At 72.4% G+C, this 16,640-nt stretch carries 14 protein-coding genes and 2 pseudogenes; 5 read left to right on the top strand and 11 right to left on the bottom strand.

Features of this window, described 5'->3' with window-relative positions; translation table 11 throughout:
- Positions 1 to 22: 22 nt before the first annotated feature.
- From ACZ52C_RS26730 to ACZ52C_RS26705, 6 genes are all read right to left on the bottom strand, one after another.
- Positions 23 to 817, bottom strand: a complete 795-nt coding sequence (locus ACZ52C_RS26730) for an aminotransferase class IV (RefSeq protein ID WP_469077136.1) — start codon at positions 815 to 817, stop codon at positions 23 to 25.
- A gap of 64 nt (positions 818 to 881) precedes the next feature.
- The gene (locus tag ACZ52C_RS26725; RefSeq protein WP_469077135.1) at positions 882 to 2,075 is read right to left on the bottom strand and encodes an FAD-dependent monooxygenase; all 1,194 of its coding nucleotides are present in this window, start codon (positions 2,073 to 2,075) and stop codon (positions 882 to 884) included.
- A complete protein-coding gene (locus ACZ52C_RS26720) occupies positions 2,072 to 3,694 on the bottom strand; it encodes a class I adenylate-forming enzyme family protein (RefSeq protein ID WP_469077134.1) in 1,623 nt (540 codons plus the stop codon). The genes ACZ52C_RS26725 and ACZ52C_RS26720 overlap by 4 nt, the downstream gene beginning before the upstream one ends.
- 3 nt (positions 3,695 to 3,697) lie before the next feature.
- A complete protein-coding gene (locus ACZ52C_RS26715; RefSeq protein ID WP_469077133.1) occupies positions 3,698 to 5,338 on the bottom strand; it encodes a benzoate-CoA ligase family protein in 1,641 nt (546 codons plus the stop codon).
- Positions 5,335 to 7,488 (bottom strand): aminodeoxychorismate synthase component I, encoded by a 2,154-nt coding sequence (pabB, locus tag ACZ52C_RS26710; protein ID WP_469077132.1) that lies wholly within the window; start codon positions 7,486 to 7,488, stop codon positions 5,335 to 5,337. The genes ACZ52C_RS26715 and pabB overlap by 4 nt, the downstream gene beginning before the upstream one ends.
- Positions 7,489 to 7,516: 28 nt before the next feature.
- Positions 7,517 to 8,107, bottom strand: coding sequence for an antibiotic biosynthesis monooxygenase (locus ACZ52C_RS26705; protein WP_469077131.1), 591 nt, complete (start codon positions 8,105 to 8,107; stop codon positions 7,517 to 7,519).
- A gap of 330 nt (positions 8,108 to 8,437) precedes the next feature.
- Here ACZ52C_RS26705 and ACZ52C_RS26700 point away from each other — a divergent pair, with 330 nt between their 5' ends.
- The 3 genes and pseudogenes from ACZ52C_RS26700 to ACZ52C_RS26690 form a co-directional block, all read left to right on the top strand.
- Entirely contained in the window at positions 8,438 to 9,847 is a 1,410-nt protein-coding gene (locus tag ACZ52C_RS26700) for a pyridoxal phosphate-dependent decarboxylase family protein (RefSeq protein WP_469077130.1), read from the top strand.
- A 223-nt stretch (positions 9,848 to 10,070) separates the two neighbouring features.
- Positions 10,071 to 10,691 (top strand): hypothetical protein, encoded by a 621-nt coding sequence (locus tag ACZ52C_RS26695; RefSeq protein ID WP_469077129.1) that lies wholly within the window; start codon positions 10,071 to 10,073, stop codon positions 10,689 to 10,691.
- Positions 10,692 to 10,706: 15 nt separating this feature from the next.
- Positions 10,707 to 10,802: pseudogene (locus ACZ52C_RS26690) on the top strand (IS5/IS1182 family transposase); the annotation flags it as partial.
- A gap of 131 nt (positions 10,803 to 10,933) precedes the next feature.
- On the opposite strand, the gene ACZ52C_RS26685 reads toward ACZ52C_RS26690, so the two are convergent.
- On the bottom strand, positions 10,934 to 11,311 hold the full coding sequence (locus ACZ52C_RS26685; RefSeq protein WP_469077128.1) for a MerR family transcriptional regulator: 378 nt from the start codon (positions 11,309 to 11,311) through the stop codon (positions 10,934 to 10,936).
- Positions 11,312 to 11,386: 75 nt separating this feature from the next.
- On the opposite strand from ACZ52C_RS26685, the gene ACZ52C_RS26680 reads away from it, so the two are divergent.
- Together ACZ52C_RS26680 and ACZ52C_RS26675 are read left to right on the top strand one after the other, a co-directional pair.
- Positions 11,387 to 12,115, top strand: a complete 729-nt coding sequence (locus ACZ52C_RS26680) for an SDR family oxidoreductase (RefSeq protein WP_469077127.1) — start codon at positions 11,387 to 11,389, stop codon at positions 12,113 to 12,115.
- Between the two features lie 33 nt (positions 12,116 to 12,148).
- Positions 12,149 to 12,569: pseudogene (locus ACZ52C_RS26675) on the top strand (hypothetical protein); the annotation flags it as partial.
- On the opposite strand, the gene ACZ52C_RS26670 reads toward ACZ52C_RS26675, so the two are convergent.
- From ACZ52C_RS26670 to ACZ52C_RS26655, 4 genes are all read right to left on the bottom strand, one after another.
- Positions 12,560 to 13,474, bottom strand: coding sequence for an SDR family oxidoreductase (locus ACZ52C_RS26670; protein WP_469077126.1), 915 nt, complete (start codon positions 13,472 to 13,474; stop codon positions 12,560 to 12,562). The pseudogene ACZ52C_RS26675 and the gene ACZ52C_RS26670 sit on opposite strands and share 10 nt — an antisense overlap.
- A 176-nt stretch (positions 13,475 to 13,650) precedes the next feature.
- Positions 13,651 to 14,280, bottom strand: coding sequence for an MBL fold metallo-hydrolase (locus ACZ52C_RS26665; protein ID WP_469077125.1), 630 nt, complete (start codon positions 14,278 to 14,280; stop codon positions 13,651 to 13,653).
- Positions 14,280 to 15,368: an S-(hydroxymethyl)mycothiol dehydrogenase gene (locus tag ACZ52C_RS26660; protein ID WP_469077124.1), complete on the bottom strand. Its 1,089-nt coding sequence runs from the start codon at positions 15,366 to 15,368 to the stop codon at positions 14,280 to 14,282. Before ACZ52C_RS26660 ends, ACZ52C_RS26665 begins: the two co-directional genes overlap by 1 nt.
- A gap of 547 nt (positions 15,369 to 15,915) precedes the next feature.
- Positions 15,916 to 16,494: a transketolase gene (locus ACZ52C_RS26655; protein ID WP_469077123.1), complete on the bottom strand. Its 579-nt coding sequence runs from the start codon at positions 16,492 to 16,494 to the stop codon at positions 15,916 to 15,918.
- Positions 16,495 to 16,640: the final 146 nt, after the last annotated feature.

Raw genomic sequence — 16,640 nt, 5'->3', positions numbered from 1 at the left:
GCGCCCGTATGTCGCTGTGAATTCAGTGGTCCGGCAACGGTTGCATGAGACCCTCCAGCCACCGTCGCCATTCCGGTGCGCGGACGGCCGGGCCGGGGGTCATCGGTCGCCCGGTCCAGGCGGCGACCGGACGGATGCCGTGCAGGGCGTTGACGAGCCACACCTCGCGGCCGTCCAGCTCGGCCAGGGAGCGCTCGCGGTGGGCGACCCGGACCCCGGTGCGGGCGGCGTGCTCCAGGACGAGGGCGACGGTCACGCCGGCGAGGAGGGGCAGGCGGGGCGGCGGCAGACAGAGGGTGTCGTCCTCCCACCAGAGCAGGCTGTTGCTCGCGCCCTCCAGCACCAGGCCGGAGGGCGCGATGAGGACGGCCTCGTCGGCGTCCACCCCGGCCGCCCGTCTGCGCACCCGGGCCAGGGCGTCCAGGTCCGGCCCCTTGCGGCGGGGCACGGTGCGCGGGTCGGGCTGTCCCGCCGCCCACACCCGGATCTCGGCCATGAGCGGCGGGGCGTGCCGCAGCAGCAGCCGCAGCTCCATGGATCCGGAGACGAGTTCCACACGCGGGAACCACTCCCCCGTGCGCGGCAGGGCGCGGGTCATGTCCTGCCAGAAGTCGACGACCCGCGCCAGGGGCGGCGCGCCGCACTCGCCGCAGGACCGTACGAACCGTTCGCGGTGCCGGTCGAAGCCGCGCACCCGCCCGTCGCGCAGCAGCCACGAGTCCGCTACGAGGAGGCGTCCGCCCGGTGTCCGGCCGGGGACGAGGCCGTGTTCGGGTGACCAGGCCAGCAGGCCTTCCGCGATGGCGGGTTGTGTCACTCGGTGCTCCTGTCGGTCTTTCGGTTCCATGTCCGCGGCCGGTTTTTCGGGTCCCGTCGCAGGGTCAGTACTTGCGGCCCGCGACGGCGGGGGCGCCGTGCCGGGGGCCGTAGGGGGCGTGCTCCAGCCAGGCGCCGCAGCGGGGCACCATCGGGGCGAGGGCGGCCGCCGCCCGCTGCTTGACCCGGACGATACGCCGCCGAGGCCGCAGATGGTCCAGGGCGGTGCCGGCGGCGGCGCTGTTGAACAGGCCGGCCGCGCGCCGGACCGCGGCGAAGGAGTCCACCGCGCCGGAGGTGCCCTCCGCGATCGCGCGGGCCGCGGCGACCGCGTCCGCGATGCCGCTGTTCATGCCGCGGGCCCCGAACGGCGGGAAGAGGTGCGCGGCCTCGCCGGCCAGCAGCACCCGGCGGTGCGGGTCGGTGAAGTCGGCGGCGACCTTGCGCAGGAAGCGGTAGGTGGAGACCCACAGGATCCGCTCGTCGTAGCCGTCGCCGACGACCTCGGGCAGCCAGCGGCGTACGGCCTCCCGGGTGCCGAACTCCCGCGTCGCGTCGTCGTCGCGGCACTGGAGGTCGAGCTGGAAGCCGCCGGTGAACGGCACCCGCATCACGCTGCGGCCGCCGAGCGCCGGGTGTTCGTAGTGGAAGACCCGTTCCAGGGGCAGTTCGGCGCCGGGGATGTCGGCGACGTCCGCGACGACGTGGAAGCCCTCGCCGTGGGTGCCCTCCAGCGGGATGCCCAACGCGTGGCGTACCGCCGAGCGGGCGCCGTCGGCGGCGATCGCGTGGGGGCCCGTCCAGGTCCGGCCGTCCTCGCCGGTGAGCGTCACCCCGTCCGGCTCGGTCCGTACGGCGGTGATCCGGGCGTCCCACACGAACTCCACCCCGGCGTCCCGGCAGGCGGCGAGCAGGAAGCGCTCGGTGTCGACCTGTCGGAGGCTGGTGAAGGGCGGGGTGCCGGTGGGCGGCGGGAAGGTGCGGGCGTAGACCTCGCGGCCCCGGTAGAGGGTGCGCTTGGTGTGCCAGGTCCGCCCGTACGCGGCGATCTCGGCCGCGAGCCCGGGGCGGATCTCCTCCAGCAGTTGCAGGGTCTCGCGGTGCACGAACAGGGCGCGGCTGCCGGGGCGCTCACGGCCCTCGGGGTCGGCTTCGAGCAGGGTGACGGGGAGGTCGTGGGCGCGCAGGGCGAGGGCGGCGGAGAGGCCCACGGGCCCCGCGCCCACGACGAGGACGGGGGCGGGGACGGGGGGCGTCATGCGCGGATGCTCTCGGCGAGCATGCGGGTGACCTCGACGCGCTTGACCTTCCAGGTGGAGGTCATCGGCAGTTCGTCGAACCGCCACTGCCTGGGCTCCGCCATGGTGGGCAGGTCGGCCGTGGCCTCGTGCCAGCGCCGCAGGTCCAGGGGGCGTTCGCCGCGTACGCAGACCACGGGGACGGGTTCACGGTCGGCGCCGGGGACGATGACGACCTCGCGCAGCTCCTCCAGGCGGGACATCAGGGTGTCCTCGACCTCCAGGTTGCTGTGCACGGAGTCGATCTGGTCGATCTCGCGGTCGATGAGGTAGAGGGCGCCCCAGCGGCTCTGGTAGCCCATGTCGCCCATCTGCCACCAGCCGCCGTCGAGCTGGCGCAGATAGCGCTCGCGGGCGCCGAGGTAGGTGAGGATGCGGCCGCGGGTGCGGGCCTCGATCCGGCCGGCGGTGCCGGGGGCGGCCCGTCGTCCGGAATCGTCGGCGACGCGGACGCGGGTGAAGCCGGGGATGCCGATGCCGACCCGGCGGCCGTCGGCGCGGGCGGCGCTCCTGCGGGTGAACCACTGGAAGGCGACCGGGCCCGTCTCGCTCTGCCCGTACAGCTGGATGAGCCAGGGCGAGCGCCGCTGCGAGGCGCCGAGGAGCCGCTGCACGGTGCGGGGGTGGATGGCGTCGAAGGTGGAGCCGTAGGAGCGGACGCGGGACAGCGGGGCGCCGGGGGCGTCGGCCAACTCCTCCCACAGGACGAAGGTGTTGGGGTGGGTCTCGACGATGCCGGGGCGGTGGCGGGCCAGCAGCGGGCCGACGTTCGACGGTTCCGGGTCGACGATCAGGACCAGCGGGCTGCCGAAGTGCAGCAGGACGCCCAGCAGATGGTAGAAGCGCGAGTGCACGAACGACATGTGCAGGGCGGCGGTCTCGCCCCGGGTGGGCCAACCCATGGCCTTCTGCGGGACGAGCCGGTTCCACATGGTGTTCGGGCAGTGCACGGCCAGCTTGGGCAGGCCGGTGGTGCCCGAGCTGTGGGTGATGAGGGAGGCGTCGCGGGGGTGCAGGCGGACCGCGGCCGGGGTCGGGGCGCCGGCGTACTTCTGGAGCGGTTCGGCACCCGGGGCGTCGTCGACGGCGAGGGCGCGCCGGACGAGGCCGGTGAGGTCGACGTCCTTCAGCGGGCCTTCGAGCTTCACCCGGTCGGTGATCAGCCAGGGCTTGTGCAGGCGTTCGAGGAGCTGTCCGACCACCGGGCCGGCGAGACCGGGCGAGAGCAGTACGGGGACGGCGCCGATCCGGGAGACCGCGCAGGTCAGCAGCACGATGTCGACGTTGTCGGTCTTGTGGACGACCACCTCCTCGGAGGGGCGCACGCCCGCTTCCCACAGCTGCCCGGAGAGTTCGTCGACGAGGTCGGCGAGGGCGGTGTAGGTGAGGTCGGTCCCGATGTCGGGGTTCACGTCGAGGGGCCGGTCGAGCGTGACGAAGACGGGGCCGTGGCGTTCGGCGGCCTCCCTGAACATCGAGCCCAGGTAGAAGCCGCGTCCGGCGAGGGCGGGTTGCCGGTCGGTGGGGAGCCGGTCTCGCATGGCGGCGGACCTTTCTGCGGGGACGAGGGTGTCGGCCATGGCTCACCACGCTCCTTTGCGGACGAGGTGGCGGCGGAGCTTGCCGGTCGCGGTGCGGGGCAGCGTGGGCACGAAGCTGACGCTGCGGGGGACCTTGAAGGCGGCGAGCCGGTCGCGGGCCATGCAGATCAGTTCGGCCTCCAGACCCACCGCGATGGGCGGGACGGGGATGACGAAGGCCCGGAGCCTGCTGGCGCCGCGTTCGTCGGTGACGGCGGCGACGGCGACGTCCCGGACGCCGGGGTGGGTGCGCAGCAGCGCCTCCACCTCCAGCGGGGAGACGGTGATGCCGCCGACCATCTCCATGTCGTCGGCGCGGCCCAGGTGCCGGTAGGTGCCGTCGGGTTCGCGGACGGCCCGGTCCCGGGTGCGCAGCCAGCCGCCGACGAGGGTGCGTTCGGTCTCCTCGGGCCGGTTGAGGTAGCCGGGCGTCACCGTCGGTCCGCGCACCCAGAGTTCGCCCGCCTCGCCCTCCGGCACCGGTGTGCCGGCGCGGTCGCGGAGCTCCACCTCGAAGCCGGGGACGGGGCGGCCGACCGTACCGGGGTGGTTGTGGTCGAAGCTGTTGGCGCAGAAGGCGTGTCCGGCCTCGGTGGAGCCGATCTGTTCGAGGACGGGGGCGCCGAGCAGTTCGGTGACCTGCGCGCCGAGTCCGGCGGGCATGCCCTCGCCGGCCGACACCGCCGCGCGCACCGAGGCGAAGCAGCCCTGGTGGCCGTCGGCCCGGTCGGTGACGAGCGCGGCGTACGCGGAGGGCACCGAGTACAGGAGGGTCACGCGGTGCCGGGCCACGAGTTCGTCGACCGCCGCGGGGGTGGGACGGCGGTCGGCGAGGACGGCGGATGAGCCGGAGAAGAGCGGGAAGACCAGGGCGTTGCCGAAGCCGTAGGCGAAGTACAGCCGGGAGACGGAGAGGGTGACGTCGTCCGGGGTGATGCGCAGCAGCCGGCGGCCGATGAGGTCGTGGTACGTCTTGGGGTCGCCGTGGACGTGGACGACTCCCTTGGGGTGGCCGGTGGTTCCGGAGGTGTACTGGATGTAGAGGGGGGTGTGGGCGTCGACCGGGTGGGCCGTCTCCTTGGGCACGGCGGTGGCGCACAGGGCGGTCAGTTGGTCCGAGCCAAGGCGCCTGGCTTGCCTGGCCGTCTTCACGGTGCGGCTTGGCCTGGGCTGGTCGCGCCCACGCGGCGGAGCCGCAGAAGTCACAGGCCCGCTCCCCTTACGGGGCGCGGGTATGTAGCCGTCCAGCCCCGGTCCCGTCACCCACAGGACCGCCCTCGTGTCCTCCGCCATGAACTGCTGTTCCGGCGGGGTGAGTTCGGGGTTGACCAGGACGGCGACCGCGCCCAGGCGGGCCAGGGCGAGGAACGTGGTGACCCAGGTGACGGAGTCCGGGAGGGCGAGCAGGACGCGGTCGCCGGGGCGGACGCCGTGGTCGGCGAGGACGGTGGCGGTGCGGGCGGCGAGGTCGTGGATCTCACCGTGGGACCAGGCGCGGTGGCCCTGGTGGAAGGCCGGCCGGGCGGCCCAGCCGCGTCGCTCGACGAGGGCGGCGAGATGGGCCGCCAGGTTGCCGGGAGCGGCCGCGTCGGCGGGCGGTCGGACGGGCCGGGCCGTCGTGGTGAACGTCGTCGTGATCGTCATCGCGTCGGCTCCTCGGTGACGGCGGGGGCGGAGGCGTGCTCCCGGTGGGCCCGCATCAGTGCCGCCGTCTTCAGCAGCATCTCGTCGTACTCGGCGGCGGGATCGGAGTCGAGGACGATCGCGCCGCCCGCGCCCAGATGCATGCGGCCGCCCTGGAACACGGCGGTACGGATGACGATGTTGAGGTCGGCGCCGCCGCTGCACCCGAGGTAGCCGAGGGCGCCCGAGTACACGCCCCGCGCCTCGGTCTCCAGCGCGTCGATGATCTCCAGGGTGCGCAGCTTGGGCGCGCCGGTCATCGAGCCGCCGGGGAAGCAGGCGCGTACGCAGTCGACGGCGTCGGTGCCCTCGCGCAGCCTGCCCTCGACCGTGGAGACGAGCTGGTGCACGGTGGCGTACGTCTCGGTGGCCATCAGCCGGGTGACCTTCACGGAGCCGGTGCGGGAGACGCGGCCGAGGTCGTTGCGGAGCAGGTCGACGATCATCAGGTTCTCGGCGCGGGTCTTGGCGTCGGCGGCCAGTTCCTCGCGGAGCCGGGCGTCCTCCTCCGGGCTGTCGCCCCGGGGCGCGGTGCCCTTGATGGGCTTGGCCTCGGCGATGCCGTCTCGGGTGATCCGCAGGAACCGCTCGGGGGACGAGCCGGCGATGTCGAGGTCGCCGAACCTGAGGTAGGAGGCGTACGGGGCGGGGTTGATCCGGCGCAGCACCCGGTAGAAGTCGTACGGGTCGTAGGGGGCGGGTAAACGGGCCGCGTTGGTCAGACAGACCTCGTAGCTGGTGCCCGCGTTCAGTTCCGCCTTGCAGGCCTCGATGTCGGCGAGGTAGGTGGCGCGGTCGCGGACCAGCCAGGGTTCGGCGGCGCGCGGGTAGGGCGCGGGGGCCGCCTTCAGCGGGACCGTGGCGTCCGAGCCGACGAAGGTGAGCTGGGCCAGCGCGGTGTCGAGCCAGTCGCCGGCCTCGCGGGAGGCCGCCGGGGTGTCCTCGGAGAGGCAGACCGCGTAGGTGTGGCCCTCCTGGTGGTCCACGGCGATCAGCCGGTCGGCGAACAGCCAGGCCGCGTCCGGGGTCTCGGCGCTGTGCCGGTTCTCGGAGCCGGTGTCGGCCTTGAGTTCGTAGCCGAAGTAGCCGACGTAACCGCCGGTGAAGTCGAAGGGCAGACCGGTCGCGTCGACCTTGCGGCCGGCCAGCTGCCGCTTGAGGTAGTCGAAGACGCTCGCCCGGACCGTGCGGGTGGGCCGGCCCTGCCGTTCGATCGTGCAGGTGCCGCTGTCGACGTCGTAGCGGACGGCCTCGGCGAGGGGGCCGCTGCCGTCGCCGAAGAACGAGAAGCGCGACAGGCCGGGTTCGACGCGGGAGCTGTCCAGCCAGAAGGCGTGCGGCGCGTCGGCGTACATCCGGGTGAAGGCGGCCTCGGCGTCGACGGCGCCGGCGATGCGGCGGGTGTGCAGCCGGTACCCGGCACCGGGGGCGCGTCGCGGGCGCGGGATCGTGCCGGTGAGAGCGGTGGCCGCCGGGTGGTGGGTGCCGGGGACGGGGGCGACCGCGGTGTTCTTGCTGCGCGTTCTGCCGGTGCGCTCCGCCGTGAGGTTGCGGAAGTTCACCAGCAGCCGGTGGCCGTGGTCGGTGAGGATCGACTCGGGGTGGAACTGGACGCCCCACAGCGGCCGTTCGCGGTGCCGGAGGCCCATGAGGACGCCGTCCTCGGACCAGGCGGTCGCCTCCAGGGTCGGCGGCAGCGGCTCGCGTACGGACAGCGAGTGGTAGCGGACGACGGTGAAGTTCTGCGGGAGGCCCCGGAACAGGTCGCGGCCGTCGTGCCGGACCGTGGACAGGTGCCCGTGGCGGGGCCACGGGGCGGGTTCGACATCGGCGCGTTCCCCGGCCGCGATGCCCTGGTGGCCCAGGCAGACGCCCAGGACGGGAATCTCGGCCTCGGATATCACCCGGGCGGCGATTCCGAAGTCACGCGCTCGTGCGGGGTGGCCGGGTCCCGGCGACACCACCACATTGTCGAATTCCCCCAGCTTCGGGATGTCGTCGGCCGAGGCGTCGTTGAGCACGACCACCGGCTCCTCGCCGTTGACCTCGGCGATCAGCTGGAACAGGTTGTACGTGTACGAGTCGTAATTGTCGATGAGCAGGGTCTTCACCCGCCCACCCCCCTCTTCGTTCTCGGACCTAGGCGGTCCGTCGTTTGTGCCGGCCGCGCAACGCCTGCAACGGCGGGTACAGCCATTTCTTCAAGAATCTCTGGAGTCTCGGCATGAGAATCCAGGTGACGATGGCTGCCACGGTCAGACACAGCAGAAGTGTACGGAAAAGCGGATTCAGGTCGTTGAGATAGGGAAGTATTGCCTGGTTGAACAAGAACACGGGCGGAAAGACCGCACCGGAATTCACCAACCAGAGTTTCCATTTCGGGGGTGGCCCCGGAGGGCCGGCCGGTGTCGGGGCCCGGGCGCTCTGGGAGTCGAACCAGGCCTTGGAGCCCACGATGCTCCGCCGGCCGGTCTCCTGCGCCAGTCCGTCGGCGCGGGCCGACCACTGTGCCCAGATCACGGAATTCTCCCAGGTCCGGGCTGATTCCTCGCTGTCGAAGCGGTAGACCACATGCCATTCACCCTCTCCGTCGACGAGTACGCCACCCCCCAGAAAACCCGGCTGCTGCGCACTGGTACGCAGCGCGGCCCACCCCCAGGAGTGGAAGTCGGCCTCGCGCCCCGGCACCACCTGGTACGCGACGGTGACGGTAACGGGAATCCTGCTCACGGTGTCGAATACGTGAAGACCATGGGCGCCGTTCAAGCCTCAACGAAGTTTTTCGACGGTGTCCGGATCGCTCCCGTATGACGGCCTTTCAGACACCTTGACGGCTTCCGTCACGCGGGTACGTCGAAGTAACTTCCGGTAATTCCCGGAAGCGCTTGCCGTCCCGGCCGAAATAGGCGCACCATTCGCCGACGGCCTCCGGTGAATTACCCGAATACGAAGGAGGGCCACGCGGTCCGGGTGCCCGGTCGCGCGTCGGCGCACCGACAGGGCCACTTCCGCGCAGGTGGACCGGGACCGCGGTCCGCTCCCCGTCCTACGCTGCCGATCATGGACTCCGTACTCGCCGGCGACCTCTCCCGGCTCCCCGAACTGCTCCAGGCCGCCCGTGACTTCGCCGCCGAGGAGGTGGCGGGACTCGCGGACCGGCCCGTCGCCCGGCCGGACGGGCGGCCCGGGACCGTGCCGCTCCCCCTCGAAGGTGTCGGCGCGGCGGGGGCCCTGACGGAGTTCGCCGAGCGCTGGGCCGGCGGCTTCTCCGGATCGGCCGGGCCCCGCTACCTCGGTTTCGTCACCGGCGGGGCCACCCCGGCGGCCGTCGCCGGGGACTGGCTCACCAGTGCGTACGACCAGAACGTCTCCGGCGGCCAGGACTCCTCCGCGACCGCCCTGGAACGGCAGACCCTCCAGTGGCTGCGGGAGCTGTTCGGGCTGGGCCCGGAGTACGGCGGTGCCTTCGTGACCGGGGCGACCGTCTCCAACACCGTGGGGCTCGCCGTCGGCCGCGAGTGGCTCGGCGAACGGCTCGGCGTGGACGTGTCCCGGGAGGGCGTCGCCGCCCTCGGTCCCGTCGAGGTGCTGTCCGGCAGCCCGCACTCCAGCATCACCAAGGCGCTCTCCGTGCTCGGCGTCGGCCGCGACCGGCTGCGTAGCGTCCCCCTGCTGCCCGGGGGCCGGGAGGCCGTGGACGTGGCGGCCCTCGACGCCGCCCTGGAGGCGCTGGACGGGCGGCCTGCGATCGTGGTGGCCAACGCCGGGACCGTCAACTCGGTCGACTTCGACGACCTGCGTGCGGTCGCCGCGCTCAGGGAGCGTCACGACTTCTGGCTCCACGTGGACGCCGCGTTCGGCGGCTTCGCCGCGCTGTCGCCGTCGTACGCACATCTCGTCGACGGTCTCGACGCCGCCGACTCGATCTGCGTGGACCTGCACAAGTGGCTGAACGTGCCCTACGACGCGGCCGTGCAGTTCACCCGCCGCCGGGACCTCCAGGTACGAGTCTTCCGCAACGACTCCCCCTATCTCGGCCTCCCCACCGGCGAGCCCGACTTCCTGCACCTCACACCGGAGAACTCCCGCCGACTGCGCGCCCTCCCGACCTGGTTCTCCCTCATGGCGTACGGCCGGGCGGGGCACCGCGAGATCGTCGAGCGCAATGTCGCGCAGGCCCGCGCCCTCGGTGAACGCCTCGCACAGGCACCGGGGTTGACGCCCGTCGCACCGGTCCGACTGAACGTCGTCTGCTTCACCCTCGCCGAACGGCCCACCCGGGAACGGGTCCAGGCCCTGGCCCAGGCGATCGCCGCCTCCGGCGAGGCCTTCGTGACCCCGACGGTCCTCCACGGGACCCACGCGCTGCGCGCCGCGTTCAGCAACTGGCGCACGACGGCGGCGGACACCGAACGGGTGCTCGACGCGGTGGTCGCGGCGACGAAGACGGTGACCGGTGCCGGGTCGTGACCGCTGCGGTCGCCGTCGCCGGGACCGCGGGATGCCACGTGGGGCATGCCGCAGCAGGTGAGGACGGGCAGGCTCCTGCGGGCACGTCCGACCCGGCCACGTTCACAGGAGGGCGTCGCGGAGAGGCAGCGGGTCGGCGGCGCTGCGCAGTGCGTGACTGGGCGGTGCCCCCCTCGTCGAGCCCGGATCGGACCGTGGTGGTGGCTGGTGACAGGATCTGGGGGTGCTGATCAAGGGATACGACGCCGGCCCGCTGATGGCGGGCGAGGCACTGCTGGTTCGCCCGGGCTTCTGGTCGAACTACCTTCTGGCGATGTGCAGCGACGGTGGGTGTGCCGAGCGGCCGGTCCCGGAGTGGTTCGGTGAGGACGGCGCCGATGCCGATGCCCTGTCCGAGGTCCTCTTCGATCCCGGACGCTGGCCGGTGTTCAGGGTGCCGGCAGAGAACGGCCCCGGAGCCGTGGTGATCTACCGCAACCTGGAGGGCGACTACGGCACCGACTACCTCCTCACCTATCCAGGCGGAAGCGTTGAGCAGATCGCCGGCTGGGACGGAGACTTCTCGGGCACGGGGCTGACATGGCGCGAGCTGATCCGGATCGCTGACAGCCCGTCCTTCGCAGCCGAAGGGGTTCAGGACGCGGCCGTTCGCTTCCTGCTGCTGCTTCCACTCCTCACCGACCCCAATGTGCCGGAAGCAGCGTCGGCAAGGCTCATCGCCGCCCTGGCCGTGGTCGGCGCGCCGCAAGACACCGCCTCCATCACGGCGGAGCACCTGCTGGCCCACCTCACGAAGAGATCCCGACACGACCCCACGTGGGCGTCTCCGCTGAGCGGCAGCTGAGCGGCAGCTCGCCCCATCGACGGCGCCCTGGCCCCCGCCCACCACCACACCATCGCCGAGCGGTCAAAGAACCACCGGTACTCGACCAATCACCAGGTCGTCATCGACGCCCCGCGACTGCCGCCTCAAGTGCGACGGCGTCCACCACGCCATGCTCGGCATCGCCCGCATGCACCACCTCGCCCTCGCCGGACCTTGGCCAGCGAGGCCAGATCGCTGATGGGACGTCCGGACGACCGCGCCTACGGGTGCGTGTCCGTGATCGCGATGACCTTGTCGAGGTGGTCCAGGGCGGCCTGAAGGTCGTCGATCTTGCCCTGGATGCGCTCGCGCTCGGCTCGCAGCATGGCTCGTTGATCGGCGTCGGTGTGCCCGGAGTCCCAGCACGGCAGGAGTTCGGTGATCCTCCGGCTGGTGAGACCCGCGGCGAACATCTGCTGGAAGAAGCGGACCAAGGGGACGGCGTTCTGCCGGTACAGGCGCTGGCCCGACGGGCTGCGCTCCGCGACGAGCAGCCCTTGCTGCTCGTAGTAGCGCACGGCGCGCACCGAGACGCCGGCACCTCGCGCCACCTCGCCGATGCGGATCAACCGCTCGCCTGCGGCCACTGTGACAGTCATGGTGATTCCTCTCACCCTGGCCCTGACGACCAGCGCTTGCCTCTGACGTTAGCGTCAGGTTTTAGCGTAGCGGCCATGGACATCAACAACTCCGTCGCCCTTGTCACCGGAGCCAACCGCGGCCTGGGCCGCGCCTTCGCCCAACGCCTGCTCGAACGGGGCGCCCGCAAGGTCTACGCGGCGGCCCGCCGACCGGAGACCGTGGACCTCCCCGGGGTCGAGGTGCTATCCCTCGACATCACCGATCCCGCATCCGTGAAAGCCGCCGCCGAGGCCGCCCCGGACGTCTCACTCCTCGTCAACAACGCGGGAATCAGTACGGGGACCGACCTGGTGACCGGTTCGCTGGACGCGGTGCGGCACGAGCTGGAGACCAACATGTTCGGCCACCTGGGAATGATCCGGGAGTTCGCGCCGACGCTCGCCGGGAGTGGCGGGGGCGCGATCGTCAACGTCCTCTCCGCCATGTCGTGGTTCGGGGGCAGAGGCGCCAATGCCTACCACCTGACCAAGGCCGCCGCCTGGGCCATGACCAACGGCGTCCGCCTGGAACTCGCCGAGCAGGGCACGCTCGTCACAGCTGTACACCTCGGCCTGGCCGACACCGACATGGCGGCGGGCTGGCCCGTGGACAAGCTCGCTCCGTCGGACCTGGCCGACGCGGCGCTCGACGGTGTCGAGGCGGGCTCCACCGAGGTCCTCGCCGACCAGTGGAGCCGGGACGTCAAGTCCCGACTGCCGCTGGCCCCGGAAGAGTTCAACGCCGCAATGGGCCGCGCCCTGGCAGCGCTGATGGCACCCTGAGAGGCCCTTCGGCCTCACGGACTTCGGTCCCGCCCGCTCTCGCCGGAGAAGGCCGCGCCCCTCATGGCGGAGGCGACGGTCGCCCGGGACCCCTCCGGCGAGGCGCTGCTGCTGCTCGGCAGCCCTGGGGTGGAGGAGAAGGCCCGCGCCTGGGTCGTCACGGTGATGCGGAGGGAGGAGTTCCTGCGCGCCGGGGCCCGTGACCCGTGACCCGTAGGCGTGACAGGTGCTGCTGGAGCGGCAGCGCGCCGGGCGGGAGGCCTATCACCGGGAGGCCTATTACGTCGCCGTACGGGAGGACTTGGCGCTCCCGCGCGGCCACGCGGCCCGCCGGCAACTCCCGACGCCGCCTGCCCACCTCGGTGACGGCGCCCGGCCGGACCCCGGTGCAGGAAGCCGGCCGAGTCCCGGTGCAGGCGGGCCGCCGAACCCCGGTGGCGGCGGTCAGCGGTAGCCGGTCGTGTCTGCCGGCTTGCCCGCGTCCTGGACCTCGACGATGTAGCGCCAGGCGTCCGGGCGGCTGCCGTCGAGGTCGGTGAAGCCGTAGGTCCGGGCGAGTGAACCGCTGGAGAGGGACTGCCCGTTGAAGCGGGCGACCTCCGGGTCGGCGGCGAGCGCGGCGACGGCCCGGCCGACGAAGCGGGGGGTCTCGGAGATGGCGAAGTGGGGGACGCGTTCGAGGGCGTCACGCCAGTTCTCCTCGGTGACCCCGAACCCGTCGAGCATCATCTCGGAGCGGAGCCAGCCGGGGGTAAGGGCCACGGCGGTGGCGCCGCGCGGCCCCAGTTCGTGGCCGAGGGCGAACGCCATGCGCAGGACGGAGGACTTGGCGAGGTCGTAGAAGAAGGTGGCGCGGTAGTGGGCGCCGTTGTACTCGGCCGTGCCGTCGGTCATCTCCACGACCAGGCCGCCGGGGTTGCGCAGCAGCAGCGGCAGGGCGAGGTGGTTGGTGATGGCGTGGGTCTCGACGGCGAGGCGCAGCAGCCGCAGCCCGTTGTCGAGATCGTGCTCCCAGACCGGGCTCTCCCATTCGAAGAGCTTCTCGCCGCCCCAGACGTCGTTGACGAGGACGTCGAGCCTGCCCTGCTCCTCGGTGATCCGGTCGACGAGGGTCCGGACCTGTGCCGGTTCGAGATGGTCGGTGGGTACGGCGATGCCGTGGCCGCCCGCCTCCGTGACCAGGTCGGCGGTGTCCTCCAGGGTCTCCGGCCGGTCGTACTCGGAGCGCCGCTCCCGCGTGGAGCGCCCTGTCACATAGACCGTCGCTCCGGCCGCCCCCAGTTCGACGGCGATCCCCCGGCCCGCTCCGCGCGTGGCTCCCGCGACCAGTGCGATCTTGCCGTCCAGCGGCTTCGACATGTCCGACCTCCCGTGTGTACGTGCCACCTTGGCCGACGCCGGGGGTGTTCCGGCGTCCTCGACACGAGGGTGTCGTAGAAGCCGGACATCTTCTGTCGGGTTTTCGGTGGCCTTCAGGGCGCGCATGGCGGGGCCCGGCTGCCATGCCTTCTCGGCAGCCGGGCCCCTGGCGGTCGTCAGTGACCGCGCGCGATCCACTCCTGGAGGTGCGGGGCCTCCGCGCCGATCGTCGTCGTGTCGCCGTGGCCGGTGCGGACGACCGTCTCGGGCGGCAGGGCGAGCAGCCGGTCGCGGATGGAGTCGATGATCGTCGGGAAGTGGGAGTAGGAACGACCGGTGGCGCCGGGGCCGCCGGAGAAGAGGGTGTCGCCGGTGAAGACCGTGCCGAGGCCCGGGTCGTGGAGGCAGACGGCGCCCGGCGCGTGACCGGGGGTGTGCAGGACGGTCAGGTCGGCGCCCGCCGCCTCGATGACCTGTCCGTCCGCCAGCCAGTGGTCGGGCAGCCGGTCGGGGTGGGTCTGCTTCCACAGCGGCAGATCGTCCGGGTGGAGCCAGATCGGCGCGCCGGTGCGCTCGGCGAGGGCGGGGGCCGCGTCGATGTGGTCGTTGTGGGCGTGGGTGCAGATGATGGCCAGGAGCCTGCGCTCGCCCACGGCCTCGGCGATGGCGTCGGCGTCGTGGGCCGCGTCGATGACGACGACCTCGTGGTCGTCGCCGACGAGCCAGACGTTGTTGTCGACGTCCCAGGTGCCGCCGTCGAGGCTGAACTGGCCCGAGGTGACGAGGTGTTCGATGCGGGCGGCCATCAGAGGGTCACCACCGAGCGCAGGACGTCGCCGCCGTGCATCCGCTCGAAGGCCTTCTCCACGTCGTCGAGCCCGATGGTCTCCGTGACGAACGCCTCCAGGTCCAGGCGGCCCTGGAGGTAGAGGTTGATCAGCATGGGGAAGTCGCGGTCGGGCAGGCAGTCGCCGTACCAGGAGGACTTCAGGGCGCCGCCGCGGCCGAAGACGTCCAGGAGGGGCAGTTCGAGCTTCATCTCCGGGGTGGGGACGCCGACGAGGACGACCGTGCCGGCCAGGTCGCGGGCGTAGAAGGCCTGCTTGTACGTCTCGGGGCGGCCGACCGCCTCGATCACGACGTCCGCGCCGAAACCGCCGGTCAGCTCACGGATCGCCTCGACGGGGTCGGTGTCCTTGGAGTTGACCGTGTGGGTGGCGCCGATGCTCTTGGCGGTGGTCAGCTTCCGGTCGTCGATGTCGACGGCGATGATCTTCTCAGCGCCGGCCAGCCGGGAACCGGCGATGGCCGCGTCCCCGACGCCGCCGCAGCCGATGACGGCGACACTGTCACCGCGCCCCACGTTCCCGGTGTTGATCGCGGCGCCGATGCCCGCCATCACCCCGCAGCCCAGCAGTCCGGCGACCGCCGGGGCGGCGGCCGGGTCGACCTTGGTGCACTGGCCCGCGGCGACGAGGGTCTTCTCCGCGAAGGCGCCGATGCCGAGGGCGGGCGACAGCTCCTGACCGGACGAGGCGAGGGTCATCTTCTGCGTGGCGTTGTGGGTGGCGAAGCAGTACCAGGGGCGGCCCCGCCGACAGGCCCGGCAACTGCCGCACACCGCACGCCAGTTGAGGATGACGAAATCACCGGGGGCGACATCCGTGACGCCCGCGCCGACGGACTCCACCACACCGGCGGCCTCGTGGCCGAGCAGGAAGGGGAAGTCGTCGTTGATCCCGCCCTGCTTGTAGTGCAGGTCGGTGTGACAGACCCCGCACGCCTGCACCTTCACCACGGCCTCCCCCGGTCCCGGGTCGGGCACCACGATCGTCTCGATCCGCACCGGCTCGTTCTTGCCCGGTGCGATCACGCCGCGTACTTCCTGCGCCATGGTGAACCTTTCCGTCGATCCGAGAGAGAGCGGTCGCCCGCCCACGGTCACCCTACGGACTGACCAGCGAGTAGGGCCTCCCGTGAGGGTGGAGCCATGGCCGAAAAGGGGCCGGCCTCGGCGCCGCCGAGGCCCGCCAGCGGCTGGAGTCGGCCCTGCCCGCCCTGCGGGGGTCCGCGGCCGAGCTGCTGATCGCCTGCCGGCCGGGCGCCCGGTCGGAGAAGGCCCGCACCCTCCTCGCCGGGCACGGCGTCCGGGCGGCCGACCCCACCGGCGGCACGAACGCCTGGACTGCCACGAGACACCAGCCACGCCGGCCGACCGGCGGCGCGCGGGCCGGCGGGGCGCGGGCCGGCGGGGCGCCGGAACGCCAGGTCCACGCTGGAACGCCAGGCCCGCTCCACCGCCGGCGCCCTCGTCCTCCTCGGGCCGGGGCTCGGACTGCCGCACAACCGCCCGCGCCCCCGGATCTCGGCACCACGCGCGCCGCCCTCGCCGCGCGCCGCGCGCCGCCCTCCCCACGCCCCGCCCTCCCCGCGCGCCCGCGTCAGCGCATGAAGTCCCGCACGGCCCGGGCGATCTCGTTCTCGTCGAGGCCGTCCGCGTCGCCGAGGGCCAGGAGCCGGTGCGGTACGTGGACGAGGGTCTCGGCGACCTGGCTCGCCGAGGTGCCGGGCAGGCACGGCTCGACGAGGACGACGTCGGCGTGGTCGGCGGCGAGGACGGCCGTGCGCAGGCCGATCTCGTCGAAGGGGCGGATGGTGACGGCGTAGAGGACGGCGAGGTCCGTTCCAGCGGTGGCGCGCAGCACGGGATCGAGTGCGGCGCCCACGGCGAGCACGACGCCGTCGAGCCCCGGCCGCACGAGACGGAAGCCGCCGGTGGCCTCGTACGGAGAGGCGTTGGAGCGCGCGGAGACGTGGACGTACGCGCGCTCCCCGTGGGCGACGGCGGCGGTGACCGTGTGCCGCACCTCGTCGGGGTGGCCGGGGACGTGCACGGTCCAGCCGGGGGTGGCGGCGTACCGGTTCAGTTCGTCGACGGCTCCGTAGCCGACGAGCACAGCACCCCTGTCGCGCGGCGCGGGGACGGTCCCGGTGAGCGCGTGCAGCATGTCGGTCCGCATGGGAGGGCCCTTTCTGTTAACGGATTGTTTCGTGGGACAGAAACATGAGAAACAAGTGAGACAGCGCGGTCGATAAACGCTTCCGCAGGTCTCTCATATCTCGCCCGGCAGCTCGGAATCCAACCTTCCATCCCCTGCAATTCAAC

The sequence above is a fragment of the Streptomyces sp. NPDC034049 genome, assembly GCF_055575575.1.
Note: the sequence above shows the minus strand (reverse complement) of the source record. Positions and strands in the feature narration are given on the sequence as shown.